This window comes from Sphingomonas echinoides, from assembly GCF_029623395.1.
GTDB classification, from domain to species: Bacteria; Pseudomonadota; Alphaproteobacteria; order Sphingomonadales; family Sphingomonadaceae; genus Sphingomonas; species Sphingomonas echinoides_A.
Window position 1 is genome coordinate 11,955 of sequence record NZ_JAPYKK010000042.1, and the last position, 21,502, is coordinate 33,456.

The 21,502-nt window shown below is 65.3% G+C and carries 22 protein-coding genes, 1 tRNA gene and 1 pseudogene; 17 read left to right on the forward strand and 7 right to left on the reverse strand.

Annotated features, from left to right (window positions below; translation table 11 throughout):
• Positions 1-219 precede the first annotated feature (219 nt).
• Positions 220-798, forward strand: coding sequence for a PEPxxWA-CTERM sorting domain-containing protein (locus tag QBJ92_RS18130; RefSeq protein ID WP_277971093.1), 579 nt, complete (start codon positions 220-222; stop codon positions 796-798).
• Between the two features lie 68 nt (positions 799-866).
• Here QBJ92_RS18130 and ruvX read toward each other — a convergent pair whose 3' ends face one another.
• Complete coding sequence (gene ruvX / locus QBJ92_RS18135) at positions 867-1,331, reverse strand: Holliday junction resolvase RuvX (RefSeq protein ID WP_277971094.1); 465 nt, start codon at positions 1,329-1,331, stop codon at positions 867-869.
• On the reverse strand, positions 1,328-2,482 hold the full coding sequence (locus tag QBJ92_RS18140; protein WP_277971095.1) for a DUF3089 domain-containing protein: 1,155 nt from the start codon (positions 2,480-2,482) through the stop codon (positions 1,328-1,330). The genes ruvX and QBJ92_RS18140 overlap by 4 nt, the downstream gene beginning before the upstream one ends.
• A gap of 142 nt (positions 2,483-2,624) precedes the next feature.
• On the opposite strand from QBJ92_RS18140, the gene QBJ92_RS18145 reads away from it, so the two are divergent.
• From QBJ92_RS18145 to QBJ92_RS18180, 8 genes are all read left to right on the forward strand, one after another.
• Positions 2,625-4,400 carry a DUF4153 domain-containing protein gene (locus QBJ92_RS18145; RefSeq protein WP_277971096.1) on the forward strand — a complete coding sequence of 592 codons (1,776 nt, stop codon included), beginning with the start codon at positions 2,625-2,627 and terminating at the stop codon, positions 4,398-4,400.
• Between the two features lie 37 nt (positions 4,401-4,437).
• Positions 4,438-4,740, forward strand: a complete 303-nt coding sequence (gene gatC / locus QBJ92_RS18150) for an Asp-tRNA(Asn)/Glu-tRNA(Gln) amidotransferase subunit GatC (RefSeq protein ID WP_277971097.1) — start codon at positions 4,438-4,440, stop codon at positions 4,738-4,740.
• Positions 4,741-4,855: 115 nt separating this feature from the next.
• Positions 4,856-6,340, forward strand: coding sequence for an Asp-tRNA(Asn)/Glu-tRNA(Gln) amidotransferase subunit GatA (gene gatA, locus QBJ92_RS18155; protein ID WP_277971098.1), 1,485 nt, complete (start codon positions 4,856-4,858; stop codon positions 6,338-6,340).
• 69 nt (positions 6,341-6,409) lie between these two features.
• Positions 6,410-7,207 carry an FkbM family methyltransferase gene (locus QBJ92_RS18160; protein WP_277971099.1) on the forward strand — a complete coding sequence of 266 codons (798 nt, stop codon included), beginning with the start codon at positions 6,410-6,412 and terminating at the stop codon, positions 7,205-7,207.
• A 71-nt stretch (positions 7,208-7,278) separates the two neighbouring features.
• Entirely contained in the window at positions 7,279-8,754 is a 1,476-nt protein-coding gene (gene gatB / locus QBJ92_RS18165) for an Asp-tRNA(Asn)/Glu-tRNA(Gln) amidotransferase subunit GatB (protein WP_277971100.1), read from the forward strand.
• 107 nt (positions 8,755-8,861) lie between these two features.
• On the forward strand, positions 8,862-9,620 hold the full coding sequence (locus tag QBJ92_RS18170) for a hypothetical protein (protein WP_277971101.1): 759 nt from the start codon (positions 8,862-8,864) through the stop codon (positions 9,618-9,620).
• Positions 9,621-10,823, forward strand: coding sequence for a M48 family metalloprotease (locus QBJ92_RS18175; RefSeq protein ID WP_277971102.1), 1,203 nt, complete (start codon positions 9,621-9,623; stop codon positions 10,821-10,823).
• A 20-nt stretch (positions 10,824-10,843) separates the two neighbouring features.
• Positions 10,844-11,428 carry a hypothetical protein gene (locus QBJ92_RS18180; protein WP_277971103.1) on the forward strand — a complete coding sequence of 195 codons (585 nt, stop codon included), beginning with the start codon at positions 10,844-10,846 and terminating at the stop codon, positions 11,426-11,428.
• Between the two features lie 12 nt (positions 11,429-11,440).
• On the opposite strand, the gene QBJ92_RS18185 is transcribed toward QBJ92_RS18180, so the two are convergent.
• A complete protein-coding gene (locus QBJ92_RS18185) occupies positions 11,441-11,668 on the reverse strand; it encodes a hypothetical protein (protein WP_277971104.1) in 228 nt (75 codons plus the stop codon).
• On the reverse strand, positions 11,665-11,874 hold the full coding sequence (locus QBJ92_RS18190; RefSeq protein ID WP_277971105.1) for a hypothetical protein: 210 nt from the start codon (positions 11,872-11,874) through the stop codon (positions 11,665-11,667). Before QBJ92_RS18190 ends, QBJ92_RS18185 begins: the two co-directional genes overlap by 4 nt.
• Positions 11,875-12,033: 159 nt before the next feature.
• Here QBJ92_RS18190 and QBJ92_RS18195 point away from each other — a divergent pair.
• From QBJ92_RS18195 to QBJ92_RS18215, 5 genes are all read left to right on the forward strand, one after another.
• Positions 12,034-12,118: transfer RNA gene (locus QBJ92_RS18195), tRNA-Leu, on the forward strand.
• 60 nt (positions 12,119-12,178) lie between these two features.
• Complete coding sequence (gene tig / locus QBJ92_RS18200) at positions 12,179-13,804, forward strand: trigger factor (protein WP_277971106.1); 1,626 nt, start codon at positions 12,179-12,181, stop codon at positions 13,802-13,804.
• A 193-nt stretch (positions 13,805-13,997) separates the two neighbouring features.
• The gene (locus QBJ92_RS18205) at positions 13,998-14,699 is read left to right on the forward strand and encodes an ATP-dependent Clp protease proteolytic subunit (RefSeq protein ID WP_131529272.1); all 702 of its coding nucleotides are present in this window, start codon (positions 13,998-14,000) and stop codon (positions 14,697-14,699) included.
• Between the two features lie 165 nt (positions 14,700-14,864).
• On the forward strand, positions 14,865-16,133 hold the full coding sequence (clpX, locus tag QBJ92_RS18210; RefSeq protein WP_131529270.1) for an ATP-dependent Clp protease ATP-binding subunit ClpX: 1,269 nt from the start codon (positions 14,865-14,867) through the stop codon (positions 16,131-16,133).
• 183 nt (positions 16,134-16,316) lie between these two features.
• Complete coding sequence (locus QBJ92_RS18215) at positions 16,317-16,976, forward strand: DUF4893 domain-containing protein (RefSeq protein WP_277971107.1); 660 nt, start codon at positions 16,317-16,319, stop codon at positions 16,974-16,976.
• 11 nt (positions 16,977-16,987) lie between these two features.
• On the opposite strand, the gene hemW is transcribed toward QBJ92_RS18215, so the two are convergent.
• Entirely contained in the window at positions 16,988-18,163 is a 1,176-nt protein-coding gene (gene hemW, locus QBJ92_RS18220; RefSeq protein WP_277971108.1) for a radical SAM family heme chaperone HemW, read from the reverse strand.
• A 59-nt stretch (positions 18,164-18,222) separates the two neighbouring features.
• Between hemW and QBJ92_RS18225 the strand changes: the two genes are divergently transcribed.
• Both QBJ92_RS18225 and QBJ92_RS18230 read left to right on the forward strand, forming a co-directional pair.
• On the forward strand, positions 18,223-18,771 hold the full coding sequence (locus tag QBJ92_RS18225) for a CAP domain-containing protein (RefSeq protein WP_277971109.1): 549 nt from the start codon (positions 18,223-18,225) through the stop codon (positions 18,769-18,771).
• 238 nt (positions 18,772-19,009) lie between these two features.
• On the forward strand, positions 19,010-19,621 hold the full coding sequence (locus QBJ92_RS18230; protein ID WP_277971110.1) for a PEPxxWA-CTERM sorting domain-containing protein: 612 nt from the start codon (positions 19,010-19,012) through the stop codon (positions 19,619-19,621).
• A gap of 74 nt (positions 19,622-19,695) precedes the next feature.
• Here QBJ92_RS18230 and rdgB read toward each other — a convergent pair whose 3' ends face one another.
• Positions 19,696-20,340: an RdgB/HAM1 family non-canonical purine NTP pyrophosphatase gene (gene rdgB / locus QBJ92_RS18235; protein WP_277971111.1), complete on the reverse strand. Its 645-nt coding sequence runs from the start codon at positions 20,338-20,340 to the stop codon at positions 19,696-19,698.
• A complete protein-coding gene (gene rph, locus QBJ92_RS18240) occupies positions 20,337-21,053 on the reverse strand; it encodes a ribonuclease PH (protein ID WP_277971112.1) in 717 nt (238 codons plus the stop codon). Before rph ends, rdgB begins: the two co-directional genes overlap by 4 nt.
• Positions 21,054-21,148: 95 nt before the next feature.
• Here rph and QBJ92_RS18245 point away from each other — a divergent pair.
• A pseudogene (locus QBJ92_RS18245) lies at positions 21,149-21,502 on the forward strand (energy transducer TonB); the annotation flags it as partial.

Sequence of the window (21,502 nt, forward strand, 5' to 3'; positions counted from 1 at the left end):
AAGCTGGCAAAGCCGTGGCCGCCGGCCAAGGCGTATTTGATTGCGAACGGCCCCAACGAATTCAGCCCCGCCGCGATGCGCAAAAGATTGATCGTCAACAACATAGTACACGTCATGGGCAAAAGTAGACCCATTCTAGGACACCTACGCCGCTTGTAATTCACTCGGTTCATCGTAAACGAACCGTTAGCGTAGTATTGCCGGCGACAGGAAACGATCATGTTTGGATTGAGAACGACGCTCGCGTTGACGATTGCAGGCGCTTTCGCCGCAGTAGCCACCCCCGCCATGGCCGCCGAGTTCCAGTACAGCTATTTCAGCGGTGACGTTTTCGCGTCGGGGATCTTCACCACGACCGATACGACGACGACCGTCGATGGACGCGAAGCTTATACCGTAACCGGAATCAGCGGCTCACGCGGTGGTGTTCTCATCGCTGGGCTGAACGCTCTCTATCCGGGCGCATCAGGCGGTTCCGACCAATATCTGTTCGCGACCGGCGTGCCCGTCACGGGCTTCGGCATCGGTTTCGACTACGTCAACGGCCTCAGCGGCAACCTTTTTTACGGCGTGAACGGCAACGAAGCGTTTCTCGGGGAATATTACGGCAATACCGGGACCGATCGCGACGCCCAGTTCGGTCCTCAGCAATTCACGCTGACGCCCGTCACCACGCCGCCGGTGACACCACCGGCAGTTCCCGAGTCCGCGACGTGGATCATGATGATCCTAGGGTTTGGGGGAATCGGCGCTGCGCTGCGGTCGCTCCGGCGCACGCCGCAGCTTGCCGTCGCCTGAAAGCGTTCGCCTTCAGCGCTCGCAGGCACGTTTAGTTCGTTACTGAAGCAGCGCGGGTAAAGCGTGCTTCAGATCGCGACCAGCGCGTCGATCGCGCTTTGCAGGATGTAGGCCGCCGCCATCTTGTCGACCAGCTCGGCGCGTTTCGCCCGGCTGGCGTCTTGCTCGATCAGCGTGCGCGTCACGGCTTGCGTCGACCAGCGTTCATCCTGGAGGAAGATCGGCAGCGCGAGATCCGCAAGGTTGCGGGCGAAGGCGCGGCTCGACTGGCTGCGCGGGCTTTCGCTGCCGTCAGTCAGGTTGAGCGGGAGACCGATGACGATCCCCTTAACCTGCTGCGCCGCGATCAGGTCGGCGAGCGCGATCTTGTCCTTCTGGAACTTGGTCCGGCGGATCAGCAGCGCAGGCGAGGCGAAGCTCCAGCCCGCGTCGCACAAGGCGGTGCCGATCGTCTTGGTGCCGACGTCCAGGCCGATCAGCCGCCCCCCGGTCGGGAGGGCGGCGCGGAATTCGAGGCGGTCGGTCGTGATCATTGCGGGCGGCTCGGTTGCACGGCGCGCTGCCGTTGCCCAGCGGGGACCGACGCCGCGGTGAACGTCGCGAGCCGGCGGGCCGCATCGGCGCGGACGTTCGCCCAGAACAGGCTGTAATCGTACACGTGATAATTGTTGCCGGGCAGGACATAGCCACCGAGCGACGGTGGGTTGCCGATCAGCAGGATCCCGCGCGAATCGCAGCGCGCCGCGACTCGGCCCGGTTCGATCGTCGCGCTGGTGAGGTCGGCCGAGGGGAAGAGCGTGCCAAGGTTGGCGGTCGCGGGGGCGGTCGCGTCGGGGATGCCGGTCAGCGGGTTGGTGCAGATCATCGGCGTACCGCGGCGGGGTTTGCCGTCGATCGTGCTGCTCGCGTCATAGGCATCGAGCACCAGCGACGGGTCGGCGGGTTCGGCGAAGCTCTGCCACGACAGGATGCACCCCGACTGCTCCGCGGTGCGGCATTCGGGCAGGCCGAGCGCAGGCATGTCGGTCGTCCGCGAGACCGGCCAGCCGACGACATAAGCCGCGACGATCCGCTTCGCGATCGGCTTGCCCGCGATCTTCTCGCGCAGCAGCCGGATCAGGTGGAGCGACCCTTGGCTGTGGCCCGCGAGGATGATCGGCCGGTCCCCGGCTTGCGCGACGAAGGCGTCGAACGCGGCGGCGACGTCTTGATAGGCGAGATCGAGTGCCTTGGCCGCGTTCGCTTGCGTCGTCAGGAACGCCCCGAAGGTCGCCTGGCGGTAGCGCGGTGCCCAGATCGCGCCGATGTCGTTGAACGCGCTCGCCTGGCCGCGCAGGAACAGTGCCGCGCGAGCATTGGCTTCCTGATTGTCGAGCGGGGCGTTCCAGCGCGAGCGTTCGAGGAACGAAGTCGGATGGACGAAGAACACCGCAGCCCGCGGCGTCCGCGCAGGGGTGTAGCCGGGCGGTGTCCATGACGCGGGGTTGCCCGGAATATCGGGGCGCGCCAGCCACATGCGCGCAACGCGATAGTGTGCGGTGCTTTCAGCGGGCAAGCGTTCGAAACCGGCGGTCGGCACCGTCGCCAGCGCGATCAACTCCTTGCCCCAGATCGCATAAGCAAAGGCACCGGCGATCGCGAGCACGATCAGGCCGCTGAAGATGTAGAGAAACTTGCGCGCCAAGCGGTCCACCTCCCACGGGCATGGCGCGGCAGTGCCCATGCAGACGTGATGGGATTTCCGTGCAGCAGGATCGCGGCGCTTGCAATCGCCTTGGCGCTGCTGTCCGTAGCGGACCAGCGTGGGGAACGAAGCGATGGACGAAATGACCGAAGGTACCCGCGACGGGATCGGGTGGCCGATTCGCCCGATCGTGCTCGCGCTGGTTGGCGCGCTGGCGGCGCTTGCGGTGCAGCAGGTGCTGGATATCGCGAAACCGCGGTTTCCGGCAGTCGATCCGGCAGCGTGGCGAATCGCGCTGGCGACCGCGATCGGCACCGGGGCCGTCACCTTCTGCTTTGCCCTCGAGCGCCGGCGCTGGTGGTGGGCGGCGCTGTTCGGCGCGGTCGTCGGATTGGTATCCGGGCTGATCGTCTATTGGAATGGCGGCGGTTGGGGCGCCTGGTACAATTGGCATAGCGCCAGCCTGTTCCTGGCGATCGCGATCGCGGTGCCGCTGTTCCAGACCGCGCGCGATCATGGCGCGTGGCGCTTTCCCTATGCCGACGTGCATGGCGAGGCCTGGACCAACGTCGTCCTGTGGGGCGCATGCTGGCTGTTCATCGGCGTCGTATTCGCGCTGGCGTGGCTGCTGGCGGCGCTGTTCGACCTGATCGGGCTGCATTTTCTGCGCGACCTGTTGCGGCACGGATGGTTCGACGCATTGCTGTTCGGCGCGAGTTTCGGCGGTGCGCTCGGGTTGTTGCGCGAACGCGACGGGGTGCTGCGGCTGCTCCAGCGGGTGGTGACCGCAGTGCTCGCGGTGCTGGCCCCGGTGCTCGGCGCGGGGTTGCTGGTGTTTCTGCTCGCCTTGCCCTTCACCGGGCTCGACGCGCTGTGGGAGGCGACCAAATCGACCACGCCGATCCTGCTCGGCTGCGTGATCGGCGCGCTGATCCTTTCCAATGCGGTGATCGGCAACGGCACGGACGAGGAGGCGACCAACCCGGTGCTGCGCTTTGGCGCGATGGCGCTGGCGCTTGCGGTGCTGCCGCTGGCGGTGATCGCAGGAATCGCGACGGGGCTGCGGATCGGGCAATATGGCCTGACGCCGGACCGGCTATGGGCGGTCGTCTTCGTCGGCTTCGCCAGTGTTTACGGCGTGGCGTATCTGGTCGCGCTGGTCCGTGGACGACACGCGTGGAGCGCGTTCGTGCGGCCGAGCAATTTGCGGATCGCCTTCGTCGTGGCGGGGGTCGGGCTGCTGCTCGCCACGCCGATTGTGAGCTTCAACACGCTGTCGAGCGCCGATCAGGTCGCGCGGCTCGAGGCTGGCAGGGTCTCCGTGGCGAAATTCGACTGGGCAGCGCTTTCGTTCGATTTTGGCGATCCCGGCAAGGCCGCGCTCCGGCGTCTCGCGCGCTCCGCCAATCCGGTGATCGCGGCGCGCGCAAAGGATGTCGCGACCAAGACCGGTCGGTGGGATATCGCGGGGATCGACCGCACGCAGACCGATGCCGACCTGCTCGTCAAACGCCTGCGCGTGCTGCCGGCGACGGTGCCCGTGCCGTTCGCCTTGCGTAGCGTGCTGACCGACTGGCAGGGGTGCCGCTCCGATCGCGAGAATCGCTGCACCCTGCTGTACGCCCCCGGTGCACGCGAGGCGGTGTCGATCTCGCAAAGCTGCATCGACGATCTGACGCGCGATCCGCCGACGGCCACGCCCGCGAGCCCGGCGCTGCGATCGGGCTGCGGTGCCGCGCGCTATCGTCGAACGGGGGATGCCTGGGCGCGGGTCGACGACGATGCACGGCTCCCGCTGACGCCCGCGGAACGCGCTGCGCTCAAGGCGGGGGACGCCGCAGGCCGGGTCGAGATCCGTGCCGTGCCCGCGCGTCGGGTGTTCGTCGGGGGCGTTCCGGTCGGAGATCCGTTCGAATAGGTTGCGCAAGGCTCGGACGCTCTGCTAGCCGCAGGCCATGTCAGTCACCATCGCCACCGTCACCAAGATCGCCAGCCTGGCCCGCATCGCGATCACCAAGGAAGAAGCCGCGCGCATGGCGCCCGAGCTCGACAATATCATGGGCTGGATCGAGCAATTGAGCGAGGTCGACACGACCGGCGTCGCGCCGATGACCGCGGTGATCCCCAACCATCTGCGGCTGCGCGACGATGTCGTGAACGCCGATCCGCTGACCGGCGGCGGCATCCGCGACGCCGTATTGGCGAACGCGCCACAGGCCGAGCACGGGTTCTTTACCGTGCCCAAGGTGATCGAGTGATGGCGGGACGTCATCACAAGATCATCCCCGCGCCGGCGGGGATTCAGACACAAGAACCGCTACCTGCGCTGCCCTGGACCCCCGCTTTCGCCGGGGCACGGGAGAGGATGACGAAATGACCGACCTTACCAATCTTGGCGTCGCTGCGATCCGTGACGGCGTGCGCAACGGCAGCTTCACTGCGCGCGAAGTGGCCGAAGGGTTCATCGCCAACGTGTCCGCCGCCAAGGCGCTGAACGCGTTCCTCGTCGAAACGCCCGACCATGCGCTCGCTGCCGCAGACGCTGCCGATGCGGCACGCGCAAAGGGCGAGACGCTCAAGCCCCTGGCGGGCGTGCCGATCGGGATGAAGGACCTGTTCTGCACCAAGGGCGTGACCACGACCGCGGCGAGCCACATCCTCGCCGGCTTCACGCCTCCCTATGAATCGACCGTGTCAGCCAATCTGTGGGATGCGGGCGCGGGGATGCTCGGCAAGCTGAACATGGACCAGTTCGCGATGGGATCGTCGAACGAGACGTCGGCGTTTGGCAACGTTATCTCGCCGTGGCGGCGGAACGATGGCGGCAACGCCGCGCTCGCGCCGGGTGGATCGTCGGGCGGGTCGTCCGCGGCGATCGCGGCGCGGCTGTGCCCGGCAGCGACTGGCACCGACACCGGCGGCTCGATCCGTCAGCCCGCCGCCTTCACCGGCATTTCCGGCATCAAGCCGACCTACGGGCGCTGCTCGCGCTGGGGGACGATCGCGTTTGCCTCGTCGCTCGACCAGGCCGGGCCGATGGCGCGCGACGTGCGCGACTGCGCGATCATGCTGGGCGCGATGAGCGGATTCGATGCGAAGGACGCGACGTCGCTCGACTTGCCGGTGCCTGCGTGGGAAGCAGGATTGTCCAGTGATCTCAAAGGTAAGCGCGTCGGTATTCCGAAGGAATATCGTGTCGACAACATGCCCCCCGAAATCGAGGCGCTGTGGCAGCAGGGCATCGACTGGCTCAAGGATGCCGGGGCCGAGATCGTCGAGGTGTCGCTGCCGCATACCAAATATGCGCTCCCGGCCTATTACATCATCGCACCGGCCGAGGCGTCGTCCAACCTCGCGCGCTATGACGGCGTGCGCTACGGTCTGCGCGACTTGCCCGAGGGGGCGAACCTGCAGGACATGTATGCCGCGACCCGTGCCGACGGGTTCGGCGACGAGGTCAAGCGCCGGATCATGATCGGCACGTACGTGCTCTCGGCGGGCTATTACGACGCCTATTTCACCCAGGCGTCGAAGATCCGCACGTTGATCGCGCGCGATTTCGAGCAGGCGTGGGCCAAGTGTGATGTGCTGCTGACCCCGACCGCACCGTCCGCCGCCTTCGCGCTGGGCGAGAAGAGCGCGGACCCGATCGCGATGTATTTGAACGACGTGTTCACGGTGCCGTCGTCGCTCGCCGGCTTGCCCGCGATGAGCGTTCCGGGCGGTCTCGACCATGCCGGGCTGCCGCTCGGGTTGCAGATCATCGGCAAGCCGCTCGACGAGCAGGGCGTGCTGAATGCGGGGCTGGCGCTGGAGGAACGCGCCGGCTTCACCGCGCGTGCGGAGCGCTGGTGGTAAGCTGACCCAGACCCCTGCTTGAGCAAAACGCCGCGCAATGGTAAAACTGCGCGCGGCGGGGGACGAAGAATGGGGATGCTGCAGCGCGTCAGCGGTTCCTGGAGAGATCTGGCGGAGGCCGGGCCACAGTTCTGGCTGGGCGGTTTACGCGCCTGGTTCGGAAACTCCAGGCATGTATCTGTCGTCGTGCCGGGAAACATGTCCGTCAGTGTCAGGCCACGAACCAGTGACTTCAGCGTTCTTCGACAGATCTTTCGCAATCGGGAATATGCGCTCACCAATAGCTATGTCCGCGACGCTGTGCAGCGGGAGTATCTGCGCATCCTGGCGAATGGCCAGGTCCCGGTAATCGTCGATGCTGGTGCCAATATCGGCGCCGCATCGCTTTGGTTTCGCCAGCAATTTCCCGATGCCTCGATCGTCGCGATCGAGCCGGATGCCGCCAATGCCGAAATGGCGCGTATAAATACCGCGCATCTCGACGGGATGCTCGTCCTGCAGGCAGCGGTTGGGGGCGAACGCGGATTTGTTAACGTCGTACCGGCCGATGCCGCCTGGGCGGTGCAGACCGAACGCAGCACCGGCGGGTGCGAGGTGCTGACCATTGCGGACGCCATCGCGCGCGTGCCCGGGGGGGTGCCGCTGATCGTCAAGATCGATATCGAGGGCTTCGAGGCGGACGTCTTTGACGGGAATACCGACTGGATCGATGACACCGCACTGATCTTCGTCGAGCCGCACGATTGGATGCTCCCGGGGAAGGGGACGAGCCGCAGTTTTCAGCGCGCCTTCGGTACGCGCGGGTTCGAGATTTTCATTCAGGGCGAAAATCTTGCGTACCTGCGCGCGGCGCCCATGCAGCACTGAGGCTGTTTCGGCAAAGCGCCGTGGGTCATTTTCCAAATGCAGAACGGCAATCTGCGTGCTAGCCAGCGCGCATGAGCGAACATCAGACCTATACGATTCATGGCGAAACCGGTGACTGGGAGGTCGTCGTCGGCCTCGAGGTCCATGCGCAGGTGACCTCCAACGCCAAGCTGTTCTCGGGCGCGGCGACCGCGTTCGGGGCCGAGCCCAACAGCCAGGTGTCGCTGGTCGATGCCGCGATGCCGGGGATGCTCCCCGTGCCCAACCGCGAGTGCATCCGGCAGGCGGTCCGCACCGGCATGGCGATCGACGCGCAGATCAACAAATGGTCGCGGTTCGATCGCAAGAACTATTTCTACGCCGATCTGCCGCAGGGTTACCAGATCAGCCAGCTTTATCATCCGCTTGTGGGCGAGGGCGCGATCGACATCAGCCTTGACGACAAGAACCCCGACCAGAGCGGCAAGCGCATCGGCGTCGAGCGGATCCACGTCGAGCAGGACGCGGGCAAGCTGATGCACGACCAGCATCCGACTCGCTCGTACGTCGATCTAAATCGATCGGGCGTTGCGCTGATGGAGATCGTGTCCAAGCCGGACATGACTTCTCCTGCAGAAGCAGGGGCTTACCTGCGCAAGTTGCGCTCGATCCTGCGTTATGTCGGTAGTTGCGACGGCAATATGGAAGAGGGCTCGATGCGCGCCGACGTCAACGTCAGCGTGCGCAAGGCGGGGGACCCGCTGGGCACGCGGACCGAGACCAAGAACGTCAACTCGGTCCGCTTCGTGATGGCGGTGGTCGAGCAGGAAGCGCGGCGGCAGGTCGAGGTGCTCGAGGACGGCGGCCGGATCGTCCAGGAAACGCGGCTGTACGACCCCGACCGCAACGAGACTCGCTCGATGCGGTCGAAGGAAGATGCACACGATTACAGGTACTTCCCGGATCCGGATCTGTTGCCGCTCGAACTCGACGATGCGTTCCTCGAGGAATGCCGCGCGTCCTTGCCCGAACTGCCCGACGCCAAGCGGCGGCGCTATGAGGCGCTCGGCATCACGCCGTATGCCGCGGCGGTGCTGACCGCCGAGGTAGAGGCGGCGCGGTGGTTCGATACGTTGCTGGAAACAGGGACGAAACCGGTCGCGGCGGCGAACTGGACGACGTCGGAATTGTTCGGCGCGCTCAACCGCACCGGGACCGATTTCACGACCTCGCCGGTCAGCCCGACGCAGGCCGCCGAGCTGCTCGGACTGGTCGCGGATGGGACGCTGTCGGGGAGTCTCGCCAAGCAGGTGTTTGAGATCATGCTCGAAACCGGACAGGGCGCAGGTGCCGTGGTCGAGGAGCGCGGGCTCAAGCAGACCAGCGATACGGGTGAAATCGAACGGGTCATCGCCGAAGTCATGGCGGCGAACGAAGACAAGGTCGCCGACTATCGCAGCGGCAAGGACAAGTTGTTCGGCTTCTTCGTCGGGCAGACCATGAAGGCGATGGGCGGAAAGGCCAATCCCGGCGTCGTCAATGAAGTTCTGAAGAAAGTATTGGGCTAACGTTCAATCCTCGGGCTCTGCACGATTATTGATCGTCGTGCGCCCGGACCTTGATCTTTTCCGCTGTTGGCGCATACTCTTTGTCATCGACCTTGGGGGCAAGGGCGATGACAGGGGGCTTTATGCCGTTGCGACTTTGCACGCTGCGTTGTGCCTGCATCCTGCTGGTGATCTTGCCGCAAGTTGCGTGGGCGCAGGAGCGGACGGGGACGAAGCCGGGCTTCGTTCTGCCGCCGCGTTCAGCGACGATCCTGCTGATCCGCCCGACGATCTCAGTCGGCGCGCAATCGACCGGCGGGATGTTCGAGCCCGATGCCGACTGGACCGCGCAGGCGCGCGAAAATATCGCGGCGGCACTGACCCTTGCGCAGACTCGCCTGGGCAATCAGGTGATCGTTGCCGACGAGCCTGTCGGCCCCGCCGCGCAGGTGATGGCGGAGTATCGCGCGCTTTTCTCGGTGCTTGCGGATAGCGTGATGCGCTATCAGTTCTTCGCCGGAAACCGCTTGCCGAGCAAGAAACGCAAGGGGCAGTTCGATTGGACGATGGGGCCCGGCGTCGCCGAAGTCGCGCGCGGAACGCGCGCGAATTACGCCCTTTTCGTGTCGAATCAGGACCAGTTTGGGTCGACCGGACGCAAGTTCCTGCAGGTTTTCGCCGCAATGGCGTACGTTTCGGTCAAGTCTGGCGAGCACACCGGGATGGCGGGGCTGGTCGACCTGCGCACCGGCGATCTGGTATGGCTCAATGCCGATATGGCGATGGGGGGCGACGTCCGCACCCCCGAGGGCGCGAAAAAACGCGTGGCGCAATTGCTCGAGGGCTTTCCGGGCAGCGCGATGCCCGCCAGCCAGACGGTCAAGTAGATGTGGCCTGGCCAATGGCGCCGGGCGGCGGCGGCGGTCGCGTTGTTGACGGGCGTGGCGGCGCACGCGGAGCCGATCCCCAGCCTTCCGCCCTATAGCGGAGCGTATCAGCCACAGGGTGTCGACGAGCGCGGGATCTGGATGGAATTCGACGAGCGCGAGCGCAGCTTTCGCGATTCGACCGTGGTCATCAACGATGCGCCGCTCAAAGCCTATGTCATGCAAGTGGTCTGCCGGACCGTCGGCGCGGCGCGGTGCCAGGCCGTCCGGCCCTATATCGTTCGCGACACCAGCTTGAACGCGTCGATGGCGGCGAACGGGATGATGATCGTCCATACCGGCCTGTTGCTTCGGGCACGCGACGAGGCTGAGCTCGCGTCCATCCTCGGCCACGAATTCGCGCATTTCGAATTGCGGCACAGCTTGCATGGCTTCAGGCATGACCGGACGGCGGGGGGCATTGCCGCATGGGCGAGCGTCGCGGGGGCGGCGGCGTGGGCGTACGGCGGCCGCAGCGCCTATGACACGGTGCGAGTCGCGCGGTCGGTGCAGACCTCTGCGATCGGATCGACTTATGCCCATACCCGCGATCAGGAGCGGCAGGCGGACCTGCTGTCGATGGCGTATCTCAAGGCGTCCCCTTACGATCCGCAGCGATTCCCCGACATCTGGGATCAGCTGCTGGATGAAAAGGATGCGACCGCGCATGGCCGCCGCCAACGCAGTACCCGCTACGATCGTGCCGGCTTTACCGACGACCATCCTTCTACGATCGAGCGAACGACGACCTTGCGACAGCTCGCGCTGGCGATGAACAAGCCGGGGGAAGACGGCAAGGAGCGGTACGACGCGGCGCTGGCACCGTGGCGGGCGGCGTGGCTGTCGGACGAGATCAAGCGCAACGATTTCGCCGGGACCGATTTCATCCTGCGTCGGATGGCGGGCGCGCAGTGGTCGGCGGACCTGCTGTTCGCGCGCGGCGAACTCTACCGGGCGCGTGGCCATCCACGAGACCTGGTCGCTGCGGCCGGTTTCTACCGGGAGGTCATCGCGCGCGATCCGACCCGTGCCGAGGCGTATCGCGGGTTGGGGCTGGCGCAATTGCGCAGTCGCGATGCGGGCGGGGTAGCGGCGCTCAGGACCTATCTGACGATGAAACCCGCCGCACAGGACGCGGCGATGATCGCGACGTTGATCCAGTGAGGGCAACCCCCGGCAATCATATGCGCTGGTTCTGCGCGATCCTGCTGGCGGCGGCACAGCCCGCGCTGGCGGCGAACACACTGGTTGCGGCGCACGTGCCCGTGGCGGTCGCCAGATCGCCGATGACGGTGACGCCCGACTGCGAGTGGAACAGGATGGGCGCCCGGCCCGGACGCCGCTCGGAAAGCTGGACGATCGACGGGGACGGACTGAACGAAGTGACCTTCTACGGTGGGATCGAGCCGGACCGGACGCTATTTCGCGAGGTCGACAAACATTCCAAGCCGCTGCCGCGCTTCTCGCGCACGATGTTGCTGACCGATATTCCTGCGCTGTTCGAATCCAGCTACCGGATTGCGCTCAACACCCCCGTCATGACCATCGAAACGATCGCCTCGGCGCGGTTTCTGGGCGAAAAGGGGGTGGCGTTTACCTACACCTACGCCCGAGTCGATGAGGAGGTGCGGCGTCGTGGGGACGGTGTTGCCGCGATCGTCGACGGGCGATTGTTCATGATCACTTTCGATGCGCCGGCCATATTCTTCTATGACCGCGACGCCCCCGCTTATCGTGCGATCATCGCCAAGGCAGCGATCGCACGATAGCGGGAGGACGATTTACTGCGCGTCGTCGCGTTGGTTCTTGGTGACGCCGCCGGTGCCGCCTACGCCGTCGGACATGCCCGTGGAGGTGAAGGTTTCCGGCTCAGCGCCGCCTTCACCGTCCTCGACCGCATCCTTGCGCGCTTCCACCATCTTCTGGAGGTCGCTGCGGTCGTCCTTGTCCGCCTTGGGATCGTCGAGCGGCCCCTTGATCGGTCCTTCGCTCTTATCGATGTCGCTCATGCGAAGTCGCCCGACAGGCCGGAGTCGTCGACCGGTTGCGCCGGGTCGATCGCCGGGTCGCCCATCGGTGCCGGATTGGGGATGTCGGTGTCCGGGGTCGGTGGCGGCAATTCGGTGGGCATCGGGGTCGGCTGACCGGGTTCGGTCGGCACCGTGCCGGGATCGCCGGGCATCGGGGGAAGTTCGGTGGGGGGTGTGGTCGCCATCAGTTTTCTCCTCTGCCTACTTTAACGCGTGGTCCCGGCGGGAGTTGCCCCGTAATATCCCGGAGCACGCTTCCGGACTGTTTTTCGGGCATGTAACGCCGCGACTTGCCCAACCCTGTGCGCCTGCTATAGACGCCCCCCACACCGGCGGTGTCCTGTGCGGGCGTGGCGGAACTGGTAGACGCAGCAGGTTTAGGTCCTGCCATCGCAAGATGTGGGGGTTCGAGTCCCTTCGCCCGCACCAGCCGCCCGTGGCAAACGGGCGGCCGCCAAACGAATTTCCTGTAAAAGGCCAGACCTGAACATGCAGACTGTCGAGACGTTGAACGAGGGGCTGAAGCGCGCCTACACGCTGAAGATCACCGCGAAGGACATCGATTCGCGCGTTGACGCCGAACTGAAGCGTGTCGCGCCGACGGTGAAGATGCCCGGCTTCCGCCCTGGCAAGGTGCCCGCGAACCTGGTGCGCAAGATGCACGGCGAGGCGCTGATGCAGGACGCGCTCAACAGCTCGATCCAGCAGGGCATCCAGGAGCTGATCGCCGAGCACAAGCTGCGCCCCGCGCTGCAGCCTTCGGTGAGCCTCGACGAGGGCTATGAGCTTGGCAAGGATGCCAGCATCAAGGTCGAGCTCGAAGTGCTCCCCGACGTGCCGACTCCGGCGATCGAGGGTCTGAAGCTCGAGCGTCTGACCGTTCCGGTTGACGAGGCTGCCGTCCAGGCACAGCTCCAGAAGTTCGCCGACCAGCAGAAGCGCTGGGAAGAGGCCGAGGGCCGTGCAGCCGAATCCGGCGATCTGGTCGTGATGGACTTCGTCGGCAAGGTCGACGGCGTTGCGTTCGACGGTGGCACCGGCGAGGACATGTCGGTCGAGATCGGTTCGGGGCGTCTGATCCCGGGCTTCGAGGACCAGGTCATCGGCGTGAAGGCTGGCGACGAGCGTCAGATCAACGTCAATTTCCCGGCCGACTATCAGGCCAAGGAACTCGCCGGCAAGGCCGCGACGTTCGACCTGACGATCAAGTCGGTAAAGACCGCGGGCGAGACCAAGATCGACGACGAGCTCGCGACCTCGCTCGGCCTGCAGAGCCTCGACCAGCTGACCGAGTTGCTCAAGGGGCAGATCGAGCAGGAGCTCAATGGTCTCACGCGCACCTACATGAAGCGCAAGCTGCTCGACCAGCTCGCCGAGGGGCATGACTTCGAAGTGCCGCCGTCGATGGTCGAAGCCGAATTCGGCCAGATCTGGCAGCAGCTCGAGCATGAAGCGACGCATGAGGAAGATCCGGCGGCAGCGCTTGCCGAGATGGAATCCGAGCGGGAAGATTACCAGAAGATCGCGGAGCGTCGCGTTCGTCTGGGCCTGTTGCTCAGCGAAATCGGCCAGGCCAATGGCGTCGAAGTCAGCCAGCAGGAAATGAACCGCCTGATCGCGCAGGCCGCGCAGCAGTACGGCCCCGAGGATCGCCAGCGCTTCCTGCAGTACGTCCAGCAGGAGCCGATGGCAGCAGCGCAGCTCCGTGCGCCGCTGTATGAGGACAAGGTCGTCGACTACCTGTTCGAGAAGTCCGAGATTTCGGATCGCGAAGTGACGCGCGAGGAGCTCGAGGCAGCGATCGAGAGCGACGAGGGTTTCTCGACCGGCACGCACAGCCACGATCACGACAACCACAAGCCCAAGGCTGCCAAGAAGGCTTCGGCGAAGAAGGCCAAGTCGGCTGATGGCGACGCCGAGGGCGAAGCCGCTCCGGCAACCGACGATGCGGCGGCACCGACGCCTGCGGAGCCGGTGAAGAAGGCTGCGACCAAGAAGGCCCCTGCCAAGAAGGCTGAAGAGCCGGCTGGCGACGAGGCTGCTGCGGAAGCGCCTGCCAAGAAGGCACCGGCGAAGAAGAAGGCCGCTGCGGTCAAGGAAGAGCCCGAGGCGTAAGCGCCGGGTCTCTTTCGCGAGGTTCAAACAGGGGCGGTCTTCGGATCGCCCCTTTTTGTTGGCTGTCGATCATCGCGCGGCGGCGTTGCGTGGCCCCGGATCACGACCCTGTAGCCCAACGGGGCTTGAACTCGTTTCCGGCAACGCCGATGTATGACGTCTCTTCGGGGCATAAAGGATTTCAAGACTCATCATGCGCAATCCGTTCGACACCGGTGACTTCATGGCCCCCCTTCATGGCGCCGGGATGGCGGCCTCCCCGCAGGGCGGGCTCGTTCCGATCGTCATCGAGCAATCCAATCGCGGCGAGCGCAGCTTCGACATTTACTCGCGGCTGCTGCGCGAACGCATCATCTTCATCACGGGCGGCGTCGAAGACCATATGGCCTCGGTGATCAGCGCCCAGCTGCTGTTCCTGGAATCGGAGAATCCGAAGAAGGACATTTTCATGTACATCAACTCGCCGGGCGGTGTCGTCACGGCGGGCATGGCGATCCATGACACGATGCAGTACATCCGGCCGCGCGTCGGTACGGTCTGCATGGGCCAGGCTGCCTCGATGGGCAGCTTCCTGCTGGCCGCGGGCGAGCCCGGCATGCGCGTCGCGCTGACCAACGCCCGCATCATGATCCACCAGCCTTCGGGCGGGGCGCAGGGCATGGCGAGCGACATCCAGATCCAGGCGAAGGAAATCCAGCGGATCAAGAACCGGATGAATGCGCTGTATGCGCAGTACACCGGCAAGCCGCTCGAGGAGATCGAGCGTGCGATGGACCGTGACACGTTCCTCGAGGCGCATGAGGCCAAGGACTTCGGCCTGGTCGATCAGGTGTTCGACAAGCGTCCGGCGCTCCCCGACGACTCGACCACGCCGCCGGCGCTGACGTCTGCATAATTCGAAGTGATCTCGTAAATTCACCGTATATTCAGTGCCGGGCGTCTATGTTTTAGCCCGGCACACCTATCTCAAGACGATTTTGGTGATTGTCGGACCGCGCGAGGGCGGTCTAGGATGGACCCTCGCAGTAGTGCGCCCCAAGGGCTGCCAAGGATGGACTAAATGCCAAAGATGACCGGCGGCGACTCCAAGAGCACGCTTTATTGCTCGTTCTGCGGCAAATCGCAGCACGAAGTCCGCAAGCTGATTGCGGGCCCTACCGTTTTCATCTGCGATGAATGCGTCGAACTGTGCAACGACATCATCCGCGAGGAGACGAAGTCCGCGCTGGTGAGCAAGAAGGACGGCGGCGTGCCCACGCCGCAGGAAATCTGCGACGTGCTCGATGATTACGTCATTGGCCAGAAGCGCGCCAAGCGCGTGCTTTCGGTGGCGGTGCATAACCACTACAAGCGCCTCAACCACGGCCAGAAGGGCGCGGATGTCGAGCTGGCCAAGTCGAACATCCTGCTGATGGGCCCGACGGGTTGCGGCAAGACGCTGCTTGCCCAAACCCTTGCTAGAATCCTCGACGTGCCGTTCACGATGGCCGATGCGACGACGCTGACCGAAGCCGGGTACGTCGGCGAGGACGTCGAGAACATCATCCTCAAGCTGCTCCAGGCGTCCGACTATAACGTCGAGCGGGCGCAGCGCGGGATCGTGTACATCGACGAAATCGACAAGATCAGCCGCAAGGCCGAGAACCCGTCGATCACGCGCGACGTTTCGGGCGAGGGCGTCCAGCAGGCGCTGCTCAAGCTCATGGAAGGCACCACCGCAAGCGTTCCGCCGCAGGGGGGCCGCAAGCATCCGCAGCAGGAGTTCCTGCAGGTCGACACGACCAACATCCTGTTCATCTGCGGTGGCGCGTTCAGTGGCATCGAGAAGATCATCGGGGATCGTCTGCAGGGCAAGTCGATCGGCTTCGGTGCCTATGTCGCCTCGCCTGAGGAACGCCGTACCGGTGAGACGCTCAAGGCGGTCGAGCCCGAGGATCTGCTCAAGTTCGGGCTCATCCCTGAGTTCGTCGGCCGTCTGCCGGTGATCGCGACGCTCGAGGATCTCGACGTTCCGGCGCTGGTGACGATCCTGACCGAGCCGAAGAACGCTCTGGTGAAGCAGTATCAGAAGCTGTTCGACATGGAGACGGTCAAGCTCGGCTTCACCGACGATGCGCTGGTGCAGGTCGCCAAGAAGGCGATCGATCGCAAGACCGGCGCGCGTGGGCTTCGCTCGATCCTCGAGGGGATCCTGCTCGACACGATGTTCGACCTGCCCGGGATGGACGGCGTCGATGAGGTGATGATCGACAAGGACGTGATCGACGGCCGCAAGGAGCCGATCCGCGTCTATGCCAAGAAGGAAAAGGCGGGGGCGGGCGCGGCGTAACGCCGCACCATTTCCCATTCCGCAGCGGGGGCGTCGGGCGACCGGCGCCCTTTCTGTTTGTCGTCCGGGCGGCGTCGCGCGGGACGGCCGATCGTAGCAATTGACGAATCGTTAACCCGCGATCTTTACGTTTGGATAGGGTACCATGGGTCCGGGTCGGATCCTGGGTCCGGAGGGAGTTTTATGCGCCACGCTGCGCTGCTGTTATCCGCGACGATCGCTCTTGCTACCGGGTGCACGCCGCAACGTCCGCCACAGATCGCGGTTTCGGAGCAGCCTGATGTGCCGACTAGCTGGCATATGCGGCTCACCTCGGTCGACCGGTCCGCGATCGACCGCCTGCCGACGGTCTGGGCGCGGGCGCGGGCCGACCTGCCGCGTCGCGCGCGAGTTGCGGTCGCGGCGGAGGGGCCGCTGCTCGACCCGGCGGTCGCTTTGCCCAAGGCCGAACTGTCGCCGGGCCTCTATTATTGCCGCCTGATGCGGTTCGGGGGGCGCGCCGGGTTCGCGAGCTTCAAGCCCGATTTCTGCACCGTGGTGGTCACGCCCGAGGGCACTGCCTTCAACAAGCAGAGCGGCACCATCCAGCCGCGCGGCTGGCTGTTCACCCAGAACGACACGCGACAGGTGTTCCTGGGCGCGCTGGCGCCCGTCCGGGGTGGCTCGGTGCCCGCTTATGGCAACAGCCCGGCGACGAACGTCACGGGCGTGGTGGAGCGGGTCTCGCCGTTCCGGTGGCGGCTGACCCTCGCGCGGGCGGCGGGCGGAGCGTTGCTCGACGTGTACGAGCTGGTGCCGGTGACGCCCAAGGTTCCGGGGTCGGTGCCGGCGGTGTCGGGGTAGGACGAAACGTCTTACGGAGTCCTGACGACGATCGGCAGGATCGCGTCGAGCAGCAGCATCCCCGCCTCGGTAACGCCCAGCCAGTCGCCGTCCCGCGCGATCAACACCTGTGCGATCAGCCGTTCCGTTGCGACGGTATCGATCAATCCGTCCACGGTCGTTTCGCCAAGCCGTGCGATCCGGCCGAGGTCGACGCCCTCGCGCAACCGCAGACCCATCAGCAACGCCTCGGTCGAGCGGTCCGAAGGCGGCAGCAGATCCTCGATCTGCGCGCCATGACCGTTGCGGGCGACCGCCGACATCCAATTCTCGGGCTTCTTGTGCCGCGCCGTCGCCAGCCCGCCGCGCCGACCATGTGCGCCAGGGCCGATGCCTGCATAGTCGCGGTAGCGCCAATAGACGAGGTTGTGGCGGCTCTCCGCACCGATTCGCGCGTGATTGGAGATTTCATACGCGGGCAAGCCGGCCGCCGCCGTCATCGCACGAGTCGTTTCGAACAGGTCGGCTGCCGAATCGCCATCGGGAATCACGATCCGCCCCGCCGCGGCTTCGGTCGCGAAGCGCGTGCCGGGTTCGATCGTGAGCTGGTACAGCGACAAATGTTCGGTTCCGAAGCTCAACGCGCGGCTGAGTTCGGCTTCCCAATCGGCGATCCGCTGCCCCGGGCGCGCGTAGATCAGGTCGAAACTGACTCGCTTGAACGCCGCCTGCGCGGTCGCCAAGGCACCCAGGCCTTCGGTCACGTCGTGCGCGCGCCCGAGGAAACGGAGTGCGCTGTCGTCGAGCGCCTGCAACCCCAGCGAGACGCGGTTCACCCCCGCGCGGGCGAGGTCGGTGAAGCGCGACGCTTCGACCGACGATGGGTTGGCTTCCAGCGTAATCTCGATGTCGGGGTCGGGTTTCCAATAGGTTGTCGCCGCATCGATCACGGCTGCCACGGTTTCGGGCGGCATCAGCGACGGCGTTCCCCCGCCGAAGAAGATCGAGCCCAGTCGCCGACCCGGCAACGCCTGCGCCTCGTACCGGAGATCCTCCAGCAGCGCCTTGCGCCATTCCGCCTGATCGACCACGTCGCGGACGTGGCTGTTGAAATCGCAATAGGGGCATTTCGACACGCAGAACGGCCAATGCACATAAAGCGCAAGCGGCGACGACGGATCAGCAGAGGAAGCGGACGGGACGATCATCCGGCGCGCTATGAAGGTAGACGATGACGGTGGGAAGGTCTTTGCGGTATAGAGGCCGAATGTTGGGGGGACTGCTTGCAGTATTGATGCTGGGCGGATGCGATGGCGCGTCCCCTGTAACTGTGGTCGAGCCACGGACGATTGCCGGAAGCTATCCGCGCGGCGAGGCAATGCTGAAAGAGGCCATGCTGGCACGCCATGCGGCCGCCCGGGCCGAAGTCGGCGAGGCGCCGTTGCTCTGGGACGACATGCTTGCCGCGCACGCAGCGACCTACGCCGATACGCTGGTGCGAACCGGGGATTTTCGCCATGCCGATCAGCCCGAGGGGGCGGGGCGGGAAGGGGAAGCGTTGTTCCGCGGAACGCGGGGTGCCTATGCCTATAGCGAGATGGTCGACCTGTGGGTCGCCGAGAAGGTGAACTTCATCAACGGCGAGACCCCGTTCTTCAGCAAGACCGGGCGTGGCGAGGACGTCGGCCATTACACCCAGATCATCTGGCACTCGACCACGCATGTCGGCTGTACGCTTCGCAGCACCGCGGACGACGATTATCTGGTCTGCCGCTATTCGCCCCCCGGCAACGTTGTCGGCGAACGCGTTTACTGAGTCGCGGCGCAATCGTTGCTTGCGGCGGTAAGGATGGCGCCTGTTGCCACGCCGATTGCCGAAATATCCTTCCCGAAGTGTCGCAAATCGGGAATGGGCGAGATGTTAACGATGATCTTCCAATTTCGAAACAATGCTTGGTTAACAGGCATTTATACGCGGTTGCGCAACATCTTTTCGGAAGTAGATGCGGTTTCACCAGGGGCCGACGAGCGGCTTTGTAAAAGGGGTGTAACCGATGAAGTCGATCAAGAGCTTGTATGCCGCCGCCGCAATCGCCAGCGCGCTCGTTGCGATGCCAGCCTTTGCCGCGACGCCGATCGTCACCGGCGGCAAGTTGATGGGCGCGACGGGCGTCTCCATCGGCGGTGCAAGCTATGACGTCGCCTTCCTCGACGGGACCTGCTCGAGCGTGTTCGGCGGCTGCACGACCAACAACTTCACCTTCAAGACGCTGTCTAGCGCGTTCGCCGCGGGCAATGCACTGCTGTCGCAGGTGTTCATCAACAGCAGCGCAGGCGCATTCGATTCGCGCCCGAACCTGACCAACGGCTGCAGCAACCTGGTTGCGTGCAACGTCCTGATCCCGTTCGCGCAGACCGGCGGAATCGTGCTGTTCAAGGATGCGGTCAACACGCCGCTGACCTCGGTGGACTTCACCGTCCCCGGGATGATCGGCGCGAACACGTCGACCAAGTCGCTGTCGAGCTTCGTCTATGCCAAGTTCACCCCGTCGATGACCGCAGCGGTGCCTGAGCCCGGCACGTGGGCGATGATGCTCGCCGGTTTCGGCCTGATGGGCGCAGCGCTGCGCTATCGCAAGCGCTCGACCAAGCTCCGCTTCGCCTGAGCGGTTTGGGGGCATATTGAAAAAGCCGGCGGTCCTACGACCGCCGGCTTTTCTACGTTTTGGGGCTCGTCCGCTTACAGAACGGCGTCGACCATCGCGGCAAAGGCGGCGGCACGGTGGCTGATCGCGTGCTTTTCGGCGGGGTCCATCTCGGCATAGGTCTGGGTGTTGCCCAAGGGCACGAACACCGGATCATAGCCGAAACCGACGTCGCCACGCGGGGGCCAAGTCAGCGTTCCCTCTGCCCGACCTTCGAACCACTGCACGTGCCCATCCGGCCAGGCGAGCGCGAGCACGCTGACGAAATGCGCAGCGCGGCTGGCATCGGGGCCTTTTTCCGCGAGCGCCTGCTCGACCTTGGTCATGGCAAGCGTCCAGTCGCGACCGTTCGGCGTTTCCGCCCAATTGGCGGTGTAGACGCCGGGGTCGCCGCCCAAAGCATCGACACACAGACCGCTGTCGTCCGCCAGCGCGGGCAGGCCCGACAGGTCAGCCGCCTGCAACGCCTTCAGCTCGGCATTCGCGACGAAGGTGGTTCCGGTCTCCTCGGGCTCGGGCAAGTCGAGGTCCGCCGCCGAGATTGCCTCGATCCCATATTCGGCGAGCAGCGCGTTGATCTCGCGGACCTTGCCGGCATTGTGGCTGGCGATGACGAGCTTGCCGGGGGTGAGCTTGCGGATCGCCTGGGGCGGCACGCCGTCGGGCTCGACCGGGCTCATTTGCCGACGGCCCGGGCCTGCGCCGCGAAGATCTCGGTGCAGCCGATGCGCGACAGGCGGAGCAGGCGGAGCAGCGCCTCCTCGTCATAGGTCGCGCCTTCGGCGGTTGCCTGGACTTCGGCGATGTTACCGGTTTCTAGCAGGACGAAGTTGGCGTCCGCGTCGGCCTTCGAATCCTCGTCGTAATCGAGATCGAGCACGGGGGTGCCCTTGTAGATCCCGCAGCTGACCGCGGCGACCTTCTGCGTGAGCGGATCGCTGGTCAGCTTGCCGCTTTCGAGCAGTCCGTCGATCGCGAGGCGAAGCGCGACCCACGCGCCCGAGATCGCCGCGGTGCGCGTGCCGCCGTCCGCCTGGATCACGTCGCAGTCGAGCACGATCTGACGTTCGCCGAGCAACTTGAGGTCGGTGACCGCGCGCAGCGAGCGCCCGATCAGGCGCTGAATTTCCTGCGTGCGGCCGGATTGCTTGCCCTTGGCGGCTTCGCGGCTGCCACGGGTATGCGTCGCGCGCGGGAGCATGCCATATTCGGCGGTGACCCAGCCTTCGCCCTTGCCGCGGAGGAAGGGGGGGACCTTTTCCTCGATGCTGGCGGTGACGAGCACCTTGGTGTCGCCGAACCCGATCAGCACCGATCCTTCGGCATGGCGGGTGAAGCGCGGCTCGATCGTAATCGTGCGCATCTGGTCGGGGGTACGGCCGCTTGGGCGCATCGGGTATCTCCTGAGAATGGTCGCGACGACCTACCCGTGCGTTCGGATGGTGTCACCCCTATCTGAAGGGGGAGATCTGGAGCCATTTGCCTGCAATGACAACGTATCGTGCATCATCGACCAAGGACCGGGTGGCTTCCGCCGGCGGAGCGGCGCTGCTGGTCGTGGCGATCGGCTATGGCTTGATGACAGGGTTGTCGGTCGATTTCCGCACGCGCGTGGCGGAGGAACTGAAGGCGTTTTCGGTGCTGCCGCCTGCGCCGCCGCCGCCCCGGAAGGAGATCGTCCCCGCACCGCGCAAGGCGGAGAAGCGCAAGGAGGCGGAAGCCGCGCCGCCCAACCTGACTGCCAAGCCGACCGAAGTCGTCGCGCCGCCACCGGTGATCCGCTTGCCGCAGCCGCCGCCGATCCCGGTGGCGCCGGTCGCGGGTCCGGGAATCGATCCACGC

Coding starts and splice junctions, on each gene's coding strand:
- QBJ92_RS18180 (WP_277971103.1), top strand. CDS start 10,844: ATGCGCTGGTTCTGCGCGATCCTGCTGGCGGCGGCACAGCCCGCGCTG.
- QBJ92_RS18215 (WP_277971107.1), top strand. CDS start 16,317: ATGCGCCACGCTGCGCTGCTGTTATCCGCGACGATCGCTCTTGCTACC.
- QBJ92_RS18130 (WP_277971093.1), top strand. CDS start 220: ATGTTTGGATTGAGAACGACGCTCGCGTTGACGATTGCAGGCGCTTTC.
- hemW (WP_277971108.1), bottom strand. CDS start 18,163: ATGATCGTCCCGTCCGCTTCCTCTGCTGATCCGTCGTCGCCGCTTGCG.
- ruvX (WP_277971094.1), bottom strand. CDS start 1,331: ATGATCACGACCGACCGCCTCGAATTCCGCGCCGCCCTCCCGACCGGG.
- QBJ92_RS18170 (WP_277971101.1), top strand. CDS start 8,862: ATGACAGGGGGCTTTATGCCGTTGCGACTTTGCACGCTGCGTTGTGCC.
- QBJ92_RS18185 (WP_277971104.1), bottom strand. CDS start 11,668: ATGAGCGACATCGATAAGAGCGAAGGACCGATCAAGGGGCCGCTCGAC.
- QBJ92_RS18175 (WP_277971102.1), top strand. CDS start 9,621: ATGTGGCCTGGCCAATGGCGCCGGGCGGCGGCGGCGGTCGCGTTGTTG.
- QBJ92_RS18160 (WP_277971099.1), top strand. CDS start 6,410: ATGGGGATGCTGCAGCGCGTCAGCGGTTCCTGGAGAGATCTGGCGGAG.
- QBJ92_RS18190 (WP_277971105.1), bottom strand. CDS start 11,874: ATGGCGACCACACCCCCCACCGAACTTCCCCCGATGCCCGGCGATCCC.
- gatB (WP_277971100.1), top strand. CDS start 7,279: ATGAGCGAACATCAGACCTATACGATTCATGGCGAAACCGGTGACTGG.
- QBJ92_RS18230 (WP_277971110.1), top strand. CDS start 19,010: ATGAAGTCGATCAAGAGCTTGTATGCCGCCGCCGCAATCGCCAGCGCG.
- gatC (WP_277971097.1), top strand. CDS start 4,438: ATGTCAGTCACCATCGCCACCGTCACCAAGATCGCCAGCCTGGCCCGC.
- QBJ92_RS18225 (WP_277971109.1), top strand. CDS start 18,223: ATGTTGGGGGGACTGCTTGCAGTATTGATGCTGGGCGGATGCGATGGC.
- QBJ92_RS18145 (WP_277971096.1), top strand. CDS start 2,625: ATGACCGAAGGTACCCGCGACGGGATCGGGTGGCCGATTCGCCCGATC.
- clpX (WP_131529270.1), top strand. CDS start 14,865: ATGCCAAAGATGACCGGCGGCGACTCCAAGAGCACGCTTTATTGCTCG.
- rph (WP_277971112.1), bottom strand. CDS start 21,053: ATGCGCCCAAGCGGCCGTACCCCCGACCAGATGCGCACGATTACGATC.
- gatA (WP_277971098.1), top strand. CDS start 4,856: ATGACCGACCTTACCAATCTTGGCGTCGCTGCGATCCGTGACGGCGTG.
- rdgB (WP_277971111.1), bottom strand. CDS start 20,340: ATGAGCCCGGTCGAGCCCGACGGCGTGCCGCCCCAGGCGATCCGCAAG.
- QBJ92_RS18205 (WP_131529272.1), top strand. CDS start 13,998: ATGCGCAATCCGTTCGACACCGGTGACTTCATGGCCCCCCTTCATGGC.
- tig (WP_277971106.1), top strand. CDS start 12,179: ATGCAGACTGTCGAGACGTTGAACGAGGGGCTGAAGCGCGCCTACACG.